Raw genomic sequence first — 15,228 nt, forward strand, 5'->3', positions numbered from 1 at the left:
GCTTAAAAACCAATAATTTAGGGATATTTAACGGACGTTAACCATGTGGCGAGATTTCCGCCCTGAATGTGCCGGAATTTAACGTGATGGCCACCCTCCTGACGCAGAACTGTTGCAACTGCGGACGACAGAGACGGGAGAATTGGCAATGGCAGCCCAGATGGCAGCATTGAACATCGTATTCGAGGCGCCGGATAATGCAAAGGGACCCTGTCCCTCCAAGGTCCGGCCGATCGATCTGGTCCATCTCGCAAAGCAGACGATGGGTGACAAGACGCTGGAAATCGAGGTCCTTCAGATGTTTGCGCGCCAGGCTCGCGCATGCCTTCAGGATATTGCCAGCGGCGAAACCATCCGTATCGGCGCAGCCGCGCATCGGCTGAAGGGCGCGGCAAGCTCGGTCGGCGCGTTCCGCGTGTCGCAGACAGCGGAAGCCGTCGAGGAAAACGGCGGCGATGCCGGCGCGACGGCAGCGCTCGGTGCTGCGGTCATCGACGCCGAGAATTTCATCCTGAAACTCTGCCGCGGCTGATCTCTAAATTTTTATCTGATGCATGTCGTTGTCCCAAAACTGCTGCGCACTTTTGGGACCCACGTAAGATAGCGTTCGAACGAGCCCGTTGTTCCATTGCGGAACCGCGGGTCTTTTTGCGACGCCCCTTATGACGCTTTGAAGACGGCGGGCGAAGGCTCGATCTGCGAGGCTGCGGGGGATTTCCCAATATTGACTGACGCGTCGAATTATCGGAAGAAAATCCGCCCACCCACCTGAAGACCGGAAATAGTCCTGATGCCCAAACTTACCATCGTCGCCTTCGACGGCACGCGTTTCGACCTCGACGTCGACCAAGGCTCCACCGTGATGGAGAATGCCGTGCGCAATTCGGTGCCCGGCATCGAGGCCGAATGCGGCGGCGCCTGCGCCTGCGCGACCTGTCATGTCTATGTCGACGAGGAGTGGACGGAAAAGGTCGGCCAGCCCGAAGCGATGGAAGAGGACATGCTCGACTTCGCCTTCGATGTGCGCCCGACCTCGCGGCTGTCCTGTCAGATCCGGATGAAGGCTGTCTATGACGGGCTCGTGGTGCACGTGCCGGAACGCCAGGCCTGAAGCGCGCTGCGCTTCAAACGTCGTTGAAAAATTCGATACCAAAAAAAGACGCCTCGCGCGCTAGAGCGAGCGAGGCGAGGCGGGCGCATTACCTACGGATGAGGGAGGAACATCCGCGGCTTCGGAACGCGCCAGGAGAACCCAGCGATGAAAGTGCAGATGCCGTACCTGAACTTTCGAATGTGTTCATATTAACGCGTTGCGGTTGAGTCTGCCAGGATGAAAAATGACCATTCAATCGCTGGGGAGGGTGCAAGTTTCGCACAAGTTTCGTTGCGCGGCTAAGGTTTTCCGCTCGCAACCCGACTGGAAAAGCCTTATTTTGCGCCGGCTCGGCCGTTGATTCGATTGTTCAGCAGCCTCAGCATGCGCTTCTGAAAATTGACCGCCTCGACCCGGTCGAATCGTGCCTGCTGTCGGTCGTGCTCCTCGATACCGCGAGCTGATTCGTCGGAGACGAGTTCCTGCATGACTTCGCAGCTACGCTGCTGCCGCAGCGAGCGGATGGCGCGCTCCATGGCGCGTGCCTGATCGCGGGCGATCTCGGCATGGCGCTCCTCGTGGCGCTTGATATCGCTCGACAGCGCGTTCCAGATCATCGACAGCTCCTTGCTGGCGCCCTTGCGGCTGCTCCAGCGCGGCAGGATGATCTGGGTGTGGACCGTGACCTTGACGTTGCCGACCCGGCAGCGCCCGTTATCCTGGATATAGGTTGCCTCGCCGCCGAAGCGGATCTTCGTGGCGCCGGGATGGCGCGCAGAGGAGCCGCTCGCCGTCGGGCCGCGCCGGCTGAGTTCGCGGTCGAGCTCATCCGCGGTTTTGCCTCGAATGTCGAAATAGGAATAGCTTTTCGATGCGATCACTTCGGCTGCCGCGGGGCTGCAGAGGGAAAGAGCAATGGAAAAGGCGATAGGAAGGACCATATAACGCACTGCAAGCGGCATTCTGAACGCAACCCGTGTTGAAATCGACGGGAGCTTGGGGCATAGCCACCGCAAGCGCAATATCGGATGGCGCTTTTTTCGTCATCAATGGGATAAGTCTGGTGACAGGGCTCGAAGGCAGCATATGGCGTGTCGGCCATGGCCGGGAGATCGAACTCGGCCGTCGTTCGGTGATCATGGCGATCATCAACGTGACGCCGGACTCCTTTTCCGACGGCGGACGCTTTGAAACCGTCGATGCGGCGGTCGAACAGGCGCTGCGGGCGGTAGGCGAGGGTGCCGGCATTGTCGATATCGGCGGCGAATCGACCCGGCCGAACGCAGCAAAGGTCAGTCCTTCCGAGGAGCAGGCGCGCGTGCTGCCCGTGATAGAGGCGTTGCGCGGGCGCACCCAAGCGCTGATCTCGATCGACACCTATCGCGCCGAGACGGCGCGGCTTGCGATAAGTGCCGGCGCCCATATCGTCAATGACGTCTTCGGGCTGCAGAAGGAGCCCGATATCGCCGATATTGCCGCGGTGACCGGAGCCGGGCTCTGCATCATGCATACCGGCCGCGACAGGGTGAAACTTGTCGATGTGATTGCCGACCAGGTGCATTTCCTCGAACGGTCGCTTGATGTCGCCGCTGCATCAGGCGTCAACCGCGACCGCATTGTGCTCGATCCGGGCTTCGGCTTCGCCAAGGAGACGGCGGAGGAGAACCTGGAGCTGATGGCGCGGTTTTCCGAACTTTCCCGCTTCGGCCTGCCGCTGCTTGCCGGCACGTCGCGCAAACGCTTCCTCGGCACGGTGACGGGGCGTGCGGCGCAAGACAGGGATGCAGCGACGGCTGCGACCAGCGCGCTGCTCAGACTTCAAGGCGCTGTGGTTTTCCGGGTGCACAATGTCGCAATCAACAGGGATGCGCTTGATATCGCCGATGCTATGCTCAATGCACGCCAGGAATTCGAGAGGAAGCGGCCGACATGACCACCTACACGATCACGCTGCAGAACTGCGCCTTTTTCGCGCGCCACGGCGTGCATGACGAGGAGGAATTCCTCGGGCAGCGCTTCTTCGTCGATGCCGAGCTCGATGTCGTCGCCGGCGAGGCGCTGGAAAGCGATTCGATCAACGATACCGTCAATTACGGCATCGCCTTCACTGTGATCGAGCAGATCGTCACCGGCAAGCGGCGCTACCTGATCGAGTCCCTGGCGCTCGATATCGCCAAGGGGCTCTGTGAGACATTCCCGCAGATCCGGCGGGCGAAGATCACGGTGCGCAAGCCGAACGCGCCGGTGCCCGGCGTGCTCGATTTCGTGCAGGTGAGCGTTGAGCACTTTGCCTGAGGCCGCACTGCAATCCGCCGCACTCGGTCTCGGCGGCAATATTGGCGACCCCGTGAAGGCGATGGCTGCGGCACTGCAGAATCTAGACGGACGGGATGACTGCCGGGTTACGGCGGTCTCGCGGCTCTATCGCACGCCGCCCTGGGGCAAGACTGACCAATCGTTCTTCTTCAATGCCTGCGCCGCCGTCGAGACCAGGCTCGAGCCCGAGGCTTTGCTCGATGTCTGCCTGTCGATCGAACGGGAGATGAAACGCGAGCGCATCGAGCGATGGGGTCCGCGCACGCTCGATATCGACGTGCTGACCTATGGCGACGTGATCCAGGACGCGCCGCGGCTGGAACTGCCGCATCCGCGAATGACCGATCGCGGTTTCGTGCTGATGCCGCTTGCCGATATCGCGCCGGGTCTTCTGGTCAGGGGCAGGACGGTCAGTGACTGGTTGTCCGATGCCGAGGTGACCGGTATCGAGATCGCCGACGACAGCCGTGACTGGTGGCTGAGCGCCTGACGCAGGGAACCTGAAACGGAAAACGGCGGGAAACCCGCCGCTTCAGGAAAATCCGATGTGCGTTTTGTCTACTGGATGGAGCCTACGGCCATCTCGTCGACCTGGCGGGTCAGCGTCAGGCCGATCACCGGGATCATCTGGCTTTCGACCTTGACCGAAACGGTGACGTTCATCGTCTTGTCGTCGCGCACGCGGGCGATCATCGCGCCGTTCAGCTTGGCGCGGTTGATGCCGACGACGACGGTGTCCTCGCTGACGGCGCCGGAGACGACGTCAAGACCCTTGCCGGCGGCGCCGTCGAGAAACTTGCCCTTGTAGCTCGAGCCCGACTGCGAGATGACGGCGGTCATCGGCTGCTTGAAGACGCCGACGCGGCAGGTGCCGTCGAGCTTGATGCCTGCGCTGCTGTCGCCGGTGGGCTCACCGATCAGGTTGCAGGTGAATTTCGTGCCCTTGTACTTGCCGGCGACGATTTCGCCGGGGCCTTTCCATGAACCGGCAACGGAATCGAAGAAGGCCTTGTCACGGGTTGCAGCGGTGGCTGCCGGAGCGACATCTGCGACGGGAGACAATGCCGCGGCGGCCAAGCCGCATACGATAAGAAATTTGCGCGAATACATGGATTTTCCTTGGCAAACACCACTCACGAACTGGCTGTAAGTTTTGCCGAAGAATGGTTAATCCTTCCTTTCGATTGTGCCGAAATGCAAGGCAATACAGGGATTTTGCAAGGCAATGATTTCAAGATTTTGACACTATTGCCTTGAATCCGCTTGTGTTTTACTTGCCTTACGCCGGGGAAGGCGAAAGTCCCGCAAAGCGCTCGTCGTTCAAGGATTGTTGCCGCGCGGCGACATGGAGGGGGTGAGATCGCCGATGAAATCACCGATTCCCGGCCGCTTCAGAGCGCGGAAGGCGAGTGGGCGGCACAGATCCATCGCCGCGATTCCAATGCGGGCGGTCATCAGGCCGTTGATGACGCCTTCGCCGAGTCGGGCCGAGAGTTTTGACGCCAGCCCATGGCCGAGCACCTGTTGGACGAGGCTGTCGCCAACGGCGATCGAGCCGGTGACGGCGAGATGCGCCAGCACATCCCGCAGCAGGCGGAACATGCCGAGCGTGCCGGGGCGGCCGCCATAAAGCTCGGCCATGGCGCGGATAAGGCGGACAGCCTCGTAGAGCACATAGAGCAGGTCGACCACTGCACGTGGACTGACGGCAGTGACGATCGAGACGCGCTTGGAGGCGTTGACGATCAGCATCCGGGCCTTGCGGTCAAGTGGTAGGAGAAGTTCGCGTTCAGTGAGCGCGATCAGATGCGGGGGATCGATGACCTCGCCTTCGGTCGCCTTCAGCGTCGCGCGGCCCTTCGATGTCTCGGGATTTGCCGACAGCAGCGCGGTCAACTGCGCAACGACAGCGCGCGCCTTGACTGGGCGGGTTTCGAGGATCGCCGCCTCGGCTTCGGCCTTGATCTTCTGGACGGCGGCAAGGCGCATCATGCCTGATGTTTCGCGGATGACGAGCGCCAGCACGCCAAGGATGCCGACTGCCAGCACGGCAAGGGCTGCATATCCCAACCAGTCGGCGCGGGTGAAGAGATCGCGGATCAGGCTATCGGTCCAGAGGCCGATGGCGAGCGACAGCAGGATGCCGAAGGCGCCGGCGGCGATCTTGCCGAAGGAGGTCCGCCGCTTGCGCGGCGCTGCAAAGGGGACCGCACTCAGATCCTTGTCGGGATTGATGAAAGGATCGTCCTCGTCAGGCGTCACGACGATATTTTCGGAGAAGCTTTCCGGCTTGCGCCGCTCACCTCCTTGCCGGCCGTTGTCGCGCGGATCGGCAGCCTCGTCCTCGTAGGTGAATGCGGCGGGTGCGCGGCGCGGCGGATCGGAAGGGGGCTTGCTCATGCGAGACGATCTCCGAACAGGAACTGCATGGCGCGGTCGAGGCGGATATGCGGCACCGACAGCTTGATGCCGCCGCCCGTTTCCTCGAGATGCGGCGGGCGGAACCTGACGACATTGACATCGGGCAGCTGCAGGCCGGTCTCGCCCGCGGCGATGCGGTCGAACAGGCTTTCCGGATCCTCCGGCAGGTCACCGGGGAAGATCGCGGTCTTTCTCTGGCCGTCGAAGCGTTCGCCGGCGATGGTTTCGCCCTCTATCGGCGTGCCGACGATGACCGGAAGTTCATGGCCGTCACGTTTGACGGTCGCCTCGCGGGTGGCGCGCACGGAAGCAAGTGCCATGACGTCGATGCCGGCGCCAGCCATGCCGATGCGGTCGATGGCGCGATCCACCAGGCGGCGGGTCAGCGCATCGAGCCGGTCGTGGCTTTCATGATGGAGATGATCGGCTTTGGTGGCGGCGACCAGCACGCGGTCGATGCGGCGCCCGAGCAGGGAGGAAAGCAGCGAATTGGTGCCGGGGCGGAAACAGGCGAGCACATCGGTCAACGCGCGTTCCAGATCCTGCACTGCTTCGGGGCCGCGGTTCATCGCCTGCAGCGCATCGACGAGGACAATCTGGCGATCAAGCCGGGCGAAATGCTCACGGAAGAAAGGTTTGACGACGACCGATTTGTAAGCCTCGTAGCGCCGCTCCATCATCGTCCAGAGCGAGCCGCGGCCGGGACGCCCGTCCGGCGGCAGAGCCAGCGGCGCAAAGGTCAACGCCGGCGACCCGTCGAGATCGCCGGGCAGGAGCAGGCGGCCAGGCGGTAGGGTGGAAAGCGAGCGTTCGTCGGCCTTGCAGGCTTTGAGATAATCGGCAAAAGCGGTGGCGAGGTCGCGGGCGATCATCTCGTCGGCGCCGGCATGGATGTCAGTGGCGCGCGTCAGCGCCAGCCATGGGCGCGACAGTTCGGAGCGGACGCCCGTTTCGGCAAGTGCCAACGTTTCCTCGCTGAACGTGCGATAATCCTTGCCGAGCAGCGGCAGGTCGAGCAGCCATTCGCCGGGATAATCGACGATATCGATCGACAAGCGGCCGGGCGAAAACAACCGGTTCCAGCCGCTGGCGCTCTGATAATCCAGCGTGATGCGCAATTCTGATATGGCGCGGGTCGAATCCGGCCAGATACGGTCCTTCACCAGTGCGCGGATATGGTCCTCGTACTGGAAGCGCGGCACGGCATCGTCCGGTTGTGGTTCCAGCCGCACCGCCGAGACGCGGCCGGATTGGACCGGCTCGAACAGCGGCAGTCGGCCGCCATGTAGGAGATTGTGGACCAGCGAGGAGATGAAGACCGTCTTGCCGGAGCGGGAGAGGCCGGTAACGCCGAGCCGCACGGTCGGATTGACGATCCCGCTCGCCCGATCGGCGAGATTGTCGAAGGCGATGCGGGCGTCATCGGCAAAAGATGTCAGGCGTGGCGGCAAGGCGCAATTCCGGTTGGTGACTGCCCGCAATATAGGGAGGGCGCCCCGCCTGCAAAAGAAGCGGCGCGAAAGTCTTCAGACGACCACGAAATCGATAAGGCGCCAGACGGCGCCCGAAGCGTCGTAATCGACAACGGCAAGGCCTGCCGTCGGGAAGCCGCCGGGAAGGGCGCTTGCCATCGCCTCATGGCCGATCAGCGCCTCCAGCGTCTGCTCCATGGTCGGATTGTGGCCGACCAGCATAACGGCAGATTCGTCCTGCGCATCGATGATCTCGAGATAGGTGTCGACCGTGGCGTTGTAGAGCGCGTCGACATAACGAACCTCAAGCGTGAGGCCTATCGCCCGGTAGACCGCATCGGCGGTATCGCGGCAGCGCAGCGCCGTCGAACTGATCAGAAGATCGGGACGGTAGCCTTTGTCGGCGGCCTTATCGGCGATGATCTCAGCATCGCCGAAGCCCTTTTCATTGAGCGGCCGGTCGAAATCGCGCTGTCCGGATTCGGCCCAGCTGGCCTCGGCATGACGCAGGAGATAGATGCGGTTGGGCGGAGGCACGGGTACGGTCATGGGCAAATCCAGGATCGGGCGGGTCTTTTCAGTAGCGGTTGTAATTGGCCGCCGTCAATCGCCAGTCAGGCCGCAACTCCCTAAAACCTGGCTGACAACACGGCGTTTCGAAGGCGAAGCAAAAAACGGCGGCCGGAATAACCATGACAAAATAGATCGTTAGCCGAAAATTGTAACAGATTTAAAAATCTGTTTACCTGTCGTATTTGGCTTGAATCGCGACTAGCGCTTGGGATATACACCCGGCCAGATGAGATGTTCTTCAGGAGAATCGCGTTGAGTGAGAAGATCGATCTTAGCAATTACGTTCCCTCGGAAGAGGAAGAGTTCATGAACGTAAACCAGCGCGCCTATTTCAGGGCCAAGCTGGTTGCATGGAGAAATGATATCCTTAGAGAAGCGCGTGAGACACTCGACCATCTGGCCGAGGAAAGCGCAAACCATCCCGACCTCGCCGACCGGGCGTCGTCGGAAACAGATCGGGCGATCGAACTTCGCGCCCGTGATCGGCAGAGAAAGCTGATTTCGAAGATCGACGCGGCAATGCAGCGCATCGACGACGGCACCTACGGCTATTGCGAGGAAACCGGCGAACCGATCGGCCTCAAGCGTCTCGATGCCCGCCCGATCGCGACACTGTCGATCGAAGCGCAGGAGCGTCACGAACGCCGCGAAAAGGTCTATCGCGACGAATGAGAGTTTTCATGCAGGCATGAAAGCAAAAGAGGCGCCGTGATCAGATCGCGGCGCTTTTTCGTTTATCCATTGTTCTCGCGTGTTGGGCGGGTTTCGACGATTATAGCGGATCTCCGGATGCCAGAGGTTTCCACGATTGCTCTCGATCGGCCTGCATGGCGAGGTCGATCACAACAAGGGTGCCATTCCTGATTCGTCGCCGCATCACGTCTGATCGGTCAGGATCTGTCCGAACCATGCCTTCTTCATGAAGAGCCTGCAGCCGCGCGCGTGAAACCTTCAGCTCGGACGCCAGCAGGCGGTCAAGCCGTGTGCTGGTTGGAAACGGGACCATCAGTTCGATAGCCAATCTCGTCCAATATGCAGTTTCGCTTTGCATCTCCTTTGCGATTTCAAATTCTGCAAACTCGTCCACACGCTGTGATTTGTGTCGGAGAGCATCGAGCTTGAAGGTTTCTGCCCGGATCCAGTCAGGATCGTTGGACTGTAACGCGTCAAGGACGGCAGGATCGATGTCGCGAACATTGCGGCGCTCGAGGATTGGGCGGTTCCACGTCCTGTCACAGGTCAGGCATTTGTAGATAAGCCAGGCATCAAGCTTGCGACCGTTGGCGTTGAGCCGGATCTTGCCGCTGGATTGGAAAGCTCTCAAGCCTCCGCATCCGCCACATGCAATCCAAGGCTGGGGAGCTGTCCTGGGAATAATGGTCCATCGGACCCGAAGCGTATTGCACATACCGTCTTGGTCTTCCGTTCGGAAGTCCACCAAGATGGTGCATGAGAAAACCCCTTGCGGGCGCGGTGTGGCGATGTTGTGGGCGGCTGAAGAGCTGAGATAGCGGAGCTGCACATGGCACATTGTAACAATGCCAAACCGGTCTCTCGCCACCACCCGATGAACATGTTCGCATGCCGCCAGCGTGTCGCTCTGCGGCAGTACGGGTGAAACTGGAGTGAGACCGGTATTTACTTAGGCAAAGTGCAACCTCAAATGCGCCAACGCTCTTCAACCCTAGGGATAACAAATGATCGGCATGAAAGGGAGCCCCCAAGCCCGTTCGGGGTGCTGAAAGCCAGGGCAATGCGGCTTTTATGCAACTTAGTGATGAAGGAGGGGCGCTCTATCAATCCGACATCACTTGTCGCGATTGACACTCATTTCGCCGAAGATGCGGGCGACTTCCTTCTGCAGCTCGGTATCGGCGCCGGTGATCGGGGCAAGCTCGGGATCACGGCGTGGCAGGTTGGCCGGCTGCGGCACCGCTTGGCGAGGCGCCTGGTTTGCCGGCGCCGGCACGATGCGTTCGGCCGTCAGATTGTTCGACATTTCCTGTTCCAGCACCCGCTGGAAATCAAGACGGCTCGCTGCTGCCGACTGCGCAGCCGAATCGTCTTCGGCGCTACCTGGTGCGGCGCGCGCGGCCGCCGGCATGTCCTGGACAGGCGGGGCGGAGACCTCGGGTTCGATGCGCTGCTGCGGCAGCACGCGCTGGCGGGCGGCATCGAGGATCTCGGCGGCACTTGAGGCATCGTGAAACTGTGCGGGCTTAGCGGCGGGGGGAGCGACGGGACGCTCCGGTGGGCGTGGCGGCAGCGGGGCGGCACGCAGGAGATTGTCGCGTTCGGCCGACAAGGGAGCTGTCACAGGCTCTGCCGGAAGAGGGCTCGTGACCACCAGCGGTGCCACGGCTGGCGGGGACGGCGGTTGAACCAACGGTTCTGGGCGAGGGCGCGGCTCTGGCGAAGCCGGTGCCGAGAAAGAGGGCTCGGCGGCCGGCTCTACGCGGGCTGCGACCGGCGGGCGCGACGGAGCAACCGGTGGCGTCTCCGGTCGCGCGACCGATATCGGATGCTGCTCGACGGGCTGCGGGCGGGCGGCGCTTTCCGGTTGTTCGGCCGCTGCCGGCAGGATACGGCTTTCGATGACGATATCGCTCGGGCCGCCGATCATGATCAGGTGCTCGACATCGTCGCGGCGCACCAGCACCAGCCGCCGACGAGCATCGACGGCTGCGGCATCCAGCACTTGCAGGCGTGGTTGGCGGTTGCGGCCGCCGCGCACGAAGGGAGAGGGCGCCCGGCTGCGGATCACCCAGAGCACGATGATGAGCAGGAGAAGCGCCAGACCGACGCCACCGGCCGCAAGCAGGAAACGGCTGCCATAAGCTCCGACAACATCATCCAACATAATCACTCACTCCATTTCGCATTCAGCACATATTGACGACTTTTCCGTTCCTTAGGCAAGGGCCGCCGGTGCTGTCCAGTCACGCGAGAACGCGATTTCGTGTTCCGCTGCTTGGCACTCGGCGACCTCACACACAGGCGGCAGCTTTGGGTTTCTGGGGCAGATGGCGCTGTTGCCTGTGAATTCAAGCAGTCTTGCCGGCTAGCGGTGTTTTTGCCGACGCGGCAAATTGCTAAGAAGGAAAGAGTGCCTGATTCCTGCTTCGTGTTCGTGCTACGAAGCGGGAGGGCTTTTGTGAGGAATACATGACGAAACCGCGTCAGGCCGACGACTATAACGCACCGCTTGTGGATCGTGGGGGGCGTTCTGGCACGGTCTTGCGCATTCTTCTGCTGGCGCTCGTGCTGATCGCGGCTGCCGGCGCCTTCGTCTTCTTCAAAAAATCGCTCGACAACGAGGTCGTTCTTGGCGGTCTCGGCGTGCTCGCCATGGTCGGCATTTTCTTCCTGGTGTCTTCGGTCATCGGCTTCATCGAGGTGATGCCGCAGCGCCAGTCCGACAGTCTGGCGCGCGCCTTCCTCAACAGCCATCCCGACGGCACGCTGATCACCGACGAAAAAGGCCGGATCATCTATGCCAATGCCGCCTATGGCGCGCTGACCGGCGCGCGCAAGGCGACCGAGGTGCAGACGCTGGAAACGCTGTTGTCGCGCCACCGTGAATCCAACGAAGCGCTCTACAGGCTGGTCAACGGCCTGCGCGAGGGCAAGGAAGGCCGCGAGGAGTTCCGCCTGCTGCGCGCCGTCGGGCCTGGCAGCAACAGCTCCGGTGCGCATTGGTACCGGCTGAAGGCGCGGCTGCTGCAGCCGGAGGAAAACGGCGGCAAGCCGCTGCAGATCTGGCAGATCACCGACATCACCACTGAGCGCGACGACCAGGAGCGCTTCTTCAAGGAATTGCAGAACGCGATCGACTATCTCGACCACGCGCCGGCCGGCTTCTTTTCCGCCGGCAGGAAGGGCGAGATCTTCTACCTGAATGCGACGCTTGCCGAGTGGCTCGGCCTCGACCTCACCAAGTTCGTGCCGGGCTCGATGACGATCGGCGATGTTGTGGCGGGCGAGGGGCTGGCGCTGATTCAGTCGGTGCAGGCCGAACCCGGCCTGAAAAAGACAGTGACGCTCGATCTCGACCTGCGCAAGAGCAATGGCCAGAGCCTGCCGGTGCAAATCATCCACAGCGTCACCTCGATGCGCGACGGCGCACCCGGCGAAAGCCGGACGATCGTGCTGGCACGTGAAAAGAGCGATGCCGGCGGCCAGTCCGCTTCGGCCGCCGCCATGCGCTTCACCCGCTTCTTCAACAATACGCCGATGGCGATCGCCTCGGTCGACGGCAACGGGCGCATCTTGCGAACCAATGCGCCGTTCCTGAAGATGTTCTCCGGCGTCGTCTCTCGCGACGATCTCGAAAAGGCGCCGCATCTTGAAACCATCGTGCAGGAAAGCGACCGGCCACAGCTGGCCGCGGCGCTGGCGGCGGCCAAGGATCGGCAGGGCGACATCGCGCCGCTCGACACCCGCACACCGACCGACGAGGCGCGCTATTTCCGCTTCTATGTCAATGCCGTCATCGACCAGAGCGACGAGGCGCCCGAGGAAGCGGCGATCGTCTATGCCGTCGAGGTGACCGAGCAGAAGGCGCTGGAAGCGCAGATGGCGCAGACGCAGAAGATGAATGCGGTCGGAACGCTCGCCGGTGGCATCGCGCATGATTTCAACAACGTGCTGACGGCTATCCTGCTTTCCTCCGACCATCTGCTGCTGCAGGCGCGGCCGGCCGATGCCAGCTTCGCCGATCTGATAGAGATCAAGCGCAACGCCAACCGCGCCGCAGTGCTGGTGCGCCAGCTGCTCGCCTTCTCACGCAAGCAGACGATGCGGCCCTCGGTGCTGAACCTCACCGATGTCGTCGGCGACCTGCGTATGCTGGTCGATCGGCTGCTATCAGGCACCAATGTCAAGCTCGACGTGCAATATGGCCGCGACCTCTGGCCTGTCAAAACAGACCTTTCGCAGTTCGAGCAGGTGCTGATCAATCTCTGCGTCAATGCGCGCGACGCGATGCCAGAGGGTGGCACGCTGACATTGCGCACCCGAAACCTGACCGCTGCCGAGGTCTCGGCCTTCAATTACTCCTACATGCCGGCCGAGGACATGGTGCTGGTCGAGGTTGCGGATAACGGCACAGGCATCGCACCTGAAATCATGGACAAGATCTTCGAGCCGTTCTTCACCACCAAGGATGTCGGCAAGGGCACCGGTCTTGGCCTCGCCATGGTCTATGGCATCGTCAAACAGTCGGGCGGCTACATCCAGCCGGAATCCGAAGTCGGCAAGGGCACGACCTTCCGCGTCTTCCTGCCGCGCCACATCCCGGAGCCGGCGGTTGCGGCCGAAGCGGGTTCGATCGACGGCGCCATCGCCGGAGCCGAAGTGGTGCCGCTGCCGGTATCGCCGCAGCAGCCCGAGGACCTGACGGGATCGGCCGTCATCCTTCTCGTCGAAGACGAGGAGGCGGTGCGCCGCGGCGGCAAGCGCATGCTGGAAACGCGCGGCTACACCGTCCACGAGGCGGGCTCGGGCGTCGAGGCGCTGGCTATCTTGGAAGAACTCGACGGCAAGGTCGACATCGTCGTCTCCGACGTCGTCATGCCCGAAATGGACGGCCCGACGCTGCTGCGCGAGCTGCGCAAGACCTATCCCGACATGAAGTTCATATTCGTCTCGGGTTATGCCGAAGATGCCTTTGCCCGCAACCTGCCGCCGGAAGCGAAATTTGGCTTCCTGCCGAAGCCGTTTTCGCTGAAGCAGCTCGCTGTTGTGGTGAAGGAGACGTTGGACGGGTGAGTGAAGGGGGCCTGGGAGAGCACGCTGTGCCGTGCCGCACCCCCCTCTGCCCTGCCGGGCATCTCCCCCCACAAGTGTAAAGCCCGGAGACATAGCTGACAGATGTTCGGAGACATGCCTGACAGTCAGTCTTGGCTTTTGAGGTCGATTTTTGCGACCTGTGTTGCGCCGAAGAAGACGCCGTAGAGACCATCGCGCTGGAGCGGGCGGATGGCGAGGCAATCGGTTTTGAAGGCGTTGGGCACGCGCCAGGCCCGTCCCTTGAAACTGACATAGCCCTTGGTTGTTCCGACGCGGCGCACGATCTCCGAGCTGTCATAGGCCGGTTCGGGCAGGCGGTCGGGAAACGGGCGCGGTGAAGGTCTGTAACGGCTGGCCGGCACGGCCATGTCGATACCCTGGTGGGGGCGACAATGTTTGTAGATGTCGCGCCAGCGGTCGAAAGCCCTTTGCGCTTGGGCGTGGCTTGCGAGCGCGGCGAAATCGAAGACCTCGGCCTTGAGGCTGCGGTGGAAGCGCGTTCTTGCCGCGGCCCTGGGGGTGGTAGGGTCTGGCATGGATGAGGTCGATGCCGAGCTTGAGCAGCCAGACACGCAACCTTGTCCATTGGTTGGGCACGCCGGTGCCCCATGGGTTGCCGTTGTCGGTACAGATGGCCATCGGCAGGCCGTGGCGGCGCAGGATAGGCTCCAGCCGGCCGCGGACGGTCTGCATGCGCTCGTCGGCGCAGGCTTCGAGGCCGACGGCGAAGCGGGAATGGTCGTCGATGATGGTCAGGGGATGGCACCAGATGCCTGAGACGAGCTGCGTGCGGCCCTTGAAGTCCATCTGCCAGAGCAGGTTGGGCGCCTCGCGCTCGAAGCGGCCGAGCGCTGGCCGCCCACCCACCTGCGGCTCGATGCGATCGTGGCGCACCAGGATGGCATGGACGGTGGAGGCTGCCGGCGGCTCTGTGCCCAGATCCTGCAGCCGGCGGGCGATCTTGCGCGCTCCCCAGGCCGGATGTTCGTCGCGGATATCAAGCACGGCGCGCTCGAGATCGGCTCCGGTCCGCCGCGGGCTCGCATGCGGCCGGCGGGAGCGGTCCTCCACCGGCTCGCCCGCTTGCAGGCGCCGCAGCCAGACATAGCCTGTCTGCCGGCTGATGCCGAAGCGCTGGCAAAGCTCAGAGACGTTCGTCCCCTCCAGCCCAGCCAACCGGCAAAATTCCAAACGCTCATCCACAACTGACCTCGACCGCCAAACCATGCCGACCTCCCGAAAAATCATTCTGGAAGTGTCAGGCATGTCTCCGAACATCTGTCAGCTATGTATCAAGGCCGTACAACAAGGAGGGAGATCACAAGGGGCGAACGCTTCCCATCACATCAACGCTTCACCGAGTTGAAAGGGATATTTGTTCAGAAAGCCGGTGCTTCCAGCAGATCTCCCCACCTGTGGGGGAGATGCCCGGCAGGTGTCCGACCCGGATAGATAGGTAACAGAACGGACCGTTTACATAGGTGACAGTTCTCTAGCAGCCGGGAGGGCCCGGCGATGGTTTGGAGAGAGACTGGCATCATGGACGAGCGGCTGCGCTTTGTT

The 15,228-nt window shown here is 62.1% G+C and carries 15 protein-coding genes and 1 pseudogene; 8 read left to right on the forward strand and 8 right to left on the reverse strand.

The features are described 5' to 3' along the window. The first annotated feature begins 148 nt into the window (after positions 1 to 148). The gene (locus ACM5SV_RS25900) at positions 149 to 532 is read left to right on the forward strand and encodes an Hpt domain-containing protein (RefSeq protein WP_082229805.1); all 384 of its coding nucleotides are present in this window, start codon (positions 149 to 151) and stop codon (positions 530 to 532) included. A 258-nt stretch (positions 533 to 790) separates the two neighbouring features. Further along, complete coding sequence (locus ACM5SV_RS25905) at positions 791 to 1,111, forward strand: 2Fe-2S iron-sulfur cluster-binding protein (protein WP_003540151.1); 321 nt, start codon at positions 791 to 793, stop codon at positions 1,109 to 1,111. A gap of 317 nt (positions 1,112 to 1,428) precedes the next feature. On the opposite strand, the gene ACM5SV_RS25910 is transcribed toward ACM5SV_RS25905, so the two are convergent. Continuing rightward, a complete protein-coding gene (locus tag ACM5SV_RS25910) occupies positions 1,429 to 2,055 on the reverse strand; it encodes a DUF922 domain-containing Zn-dependent protease (protein WP_222014853.1) in 627 nt (208 codons plus the stop codon). A 101-nt stretch (positions 2,056 to 2,156) separates the two neighbouring features. Here ACM5SV_RS25910 and folP point away from each other — a divergent pair, with 101 nt between their 5' ends. The 3 genes from folP to folK are packed head-to-tail and all read left to right on the forward strand — an operon-like array spanning position 2,157 to position 3,899. Beyond that, positions 2,157 to 3,026 (forward strand): dihydropteroate synthase, encoded by an 870-nt coding sequence (folP, locus tag ACM5SV_RS25915; protein WP_221975604.1) that lies wholly within the window; start codon positions 2,157 to 2,159, stop codon positions 3,024 to 3,026. Next, positions 3,023 to 3,388, forward strand: coding sequence for a dihydroneopterin aldolase (folB, locus tag ACM5SV_RS25920; RefSeq protein ID WP_003540148.1), 366 nt, complete (start codon positions 3,023 to 3,025; stop codon positions 3,386 to 3,388). The genes folP and folB overlap by 4 nt, the downstream gene beginning before the upstream one ends. After that, complete coding sequence (gene folK / locus ACM5SV_RS25925; protein ID WP_197725691.1) at positions 3,381 to 3,899, forward strand: 2-amino-4-hydroxy-6-hydroxymethyldihydropteridine diphosphokinase; 519 nt, start codon at positions 3,381 to 3,383, stop codon at positions 3,897 to 3,899. Before folB ends, folK begins: the two co-directional genes overlap by 8 nt. Before the next feature lie 68 nt (positions 3,900 to 3,967). On the opposite strand, the gene ACM5SV_RS25930 is transcribed toward folK, so the two are convergent. Further along, a complete protein-coding gene (locus ACM5SV_RS25930) occupies positions 3,968 to 4,519 on the reverse strand; it encodes a hypothetical protein (RefSeq protein ID WP_003540146.1) in 552 nt (183 codons plus the stop codon). 9 nt (positions 4,520 to 4,528) lie between these two features. Here ACM5SV_RS25930 and ACM5SV_RS25935 point away from each other — a divergent pair, with 9 nt between their 5' ends. Continuing rightward, a complete protein-coding gene (locus ACM5SV_RS25935; RefSeq protein ID WP_164902311.1) occupies positions 4,529 to 4,666 on the forward strand; it encodes a hypothetical protein in 138 nt (45 codons plus the stop codon). A 63-nt stretch (positions 4,667 to 4,729) separates the two neighbouring features. On the opposite strand, the gene ACM5SV_RS25940 is transcribed toward ACM5SV_RS25935, so the two are convergent. From ACM5SV_RS25940 to ACM5SV_RS25950, 3 genes are all read right to left on the reverse strand, one after another. Next, complete coding sequence (locus ACM5SV_RS25940; RefSeq protein WP_419425445.1) at positions 4,730 to 5,809, reverse strand: YcjF family protein; 1,080 nt, start codon at positions 5,807 to 5,809, stop codon at positions 4,730 to 4,732. Continuing rightward, positions 5,806 to 7,281 carry a YcjX family protein gene (locus ACM5SV_RS25945; protein WP_221975606.1) on the reverse strand — a complete coding sequence of 492 codons (1,476 nt, stop codon included), beginning with the start codon at positions 7,279 to 7,281 and terminating at the stop codon, positions 5,806 to 5,808. The genes ACM5SV_RS25940 and ACM5SV_RS25945 overlap by 4 nt, the downstream gene beginning before the upstream one ends. A 75-nt stretch (positions 7,282 to 7,356) precedes the next feature. Next, positions 7,357 to 7,851, reverse strand: coding sequence for a SixA phosphatase family protein (locus tag ACM5SV_RS25950; RefSeq protein WP_222014850.1), 495 nt, complete (start codon positions 7,849 to 7,851; stop codon positions 7,357 to 7,359). 276 nt (positions 7,852 to 8,127) lie between these two features. Between ACM5SV_RS25950 and dksA the strand changes: the two genes are divergently transcribed. Beyond that, on the forward strand, positions 8,128 to 8,547 hold the full coding sequence (dksA, locus tag ACM5SV_RS25955) for an RNA polymerase-binding protein DksA (protein WP_003559816.1): 420 nt from the start codon (positions 8,128 to 8,130) through the stop codon (positions 8,545 to 8,547). Between the two features lie 100 nt (positions 8,548 to 8,647). On the opposite strand, the gene ACM5SV_RS25960 is transcribed toward dksA, so the two are convergent. Continuing rightward, positions 8,648 to 9,283, reverse strand: coding sequence for a DUF1062 domain-containing protein (locus ACM5SV_RS25960; protein ID WP_017994227.1), 636 nt, complete (start codon positions 9,281 to 9,283; stop codon positions 8,648 to 8,650). Positions 9,284 to 9,682: 399 nt separating this feature from the next. Then, complete coding sequence (locus tag ACM5SV_RS25965; protein ID WP_222014849.1) at positions 9,683 to 10,741, reverse strand: flagellar biosynthetic protein FliO; 1,059 nt, start codon at positions 10,739 to 10,741, stop codon at positions 9,683 to 9,685. Positions 10,742 to 11,040: 299 nt separating this feature from the next. Between ACM5SV_RS25965 and cckA the strand changes: the two genes are divergently transcribed. Beyond that, positions 11,041 to 13,644 carry a cell cycle histidine kinase CckA gene (gene cckA, locus ACM5SV_RS25970; protein WP_017994225.1) on the forward strand — a complete coding sequence of 868 codons (2,604 nt, stop codon included), beginning with the start codon at positions 11,041 to 11,043 and terminating at the stop codon, positions 13,642 to 13,644. An 81-nt stretch (positions 13,645 to 13,725) separates the two neighbouring features. Here cckA and ACM5SV_RS25975 read toward each other — a convergent pair. Continuing rightward, a pseudogene (locus tag ACM5SV_RS25975) lies at positions 13,726 to 14,892 on the reverse strand (IS481 family transposase); the annotation flags it as partial. Positions 14,893 to 15,228 lie beyond the last annotated feature (336 nt).

Source organism: Rhizobium sp. CRRU65 (genome assembly GCF_048551595.1).
GTDB lineage: Bacteria > Pseudomonadota > Alphaproteobacteria > Rhizobiales > Rhizobiaceae > Rhizobium > Rhizobium leguminosarum_J.

Coding starts and splice junctions, on each gene's coding strand:
- ACM5SV_RS25960 (WP_017994227.1), bottom strand. CDS start 9,283: ATGTGCAATACGCTTCGGGTCCGATGGACCATTATTCCCAGGACAGCT.
- ACM5SV_RS25940 (WP_419425445.1), bottom strand. CDS start 5,809: ATGAGCAAGCCCCCTTCCGATCCGCCGCGCCGCGCACCCGCCGCATTC.
- cckA (WP_017994225.1), top strand. CDS start 11,041: ATGACGAAACCGCGTCAGGCCGACGACTATAACGCACCGCTTGTGGAT.
- ACM5SV_RS25950 (WP_222014850.1), bottom strand. CDS start 7,851: ATGACCGTACCCGTGCCTCCGCCCAACCGCATCTATCTCCTGCGTCAT.
- ACM5SV_RS25930 (WP_003540146.1), bottom strand. CDS start 4,519: ATGTATTCGCGCAAATTTCTTATCGTATGCGGCTTGGCCGCCGCGGCA.
- ACM5SV_RS25905 (WP_003540151.1), top strand. CDS start 791: ATGCCCAAACTTACCATCGTCGCCTTCGACGGCACGCGTTTCGACCTC.
- folB (WP_003540148.1), top strand. CDS start 3,023: ATGACCACCTACACGATCACGCTGCAGAACTGCGCCTTTTTCGCGCGC.
- ACM5SV_RS25900 (WP_082229805.1), top strand. CDS start 149: ATGGCAGCCCAGATGGCAGCATTGAACATCGTATTCGAGGCGCCGGAT.
- ACM5SV_RS25910 (WP_222014853.1), bottom strand. CDS start 2,055: ATGCCGCTTGCAGTGCGTTATATGGTCCTTCCTATCGCCTTTTCCATT.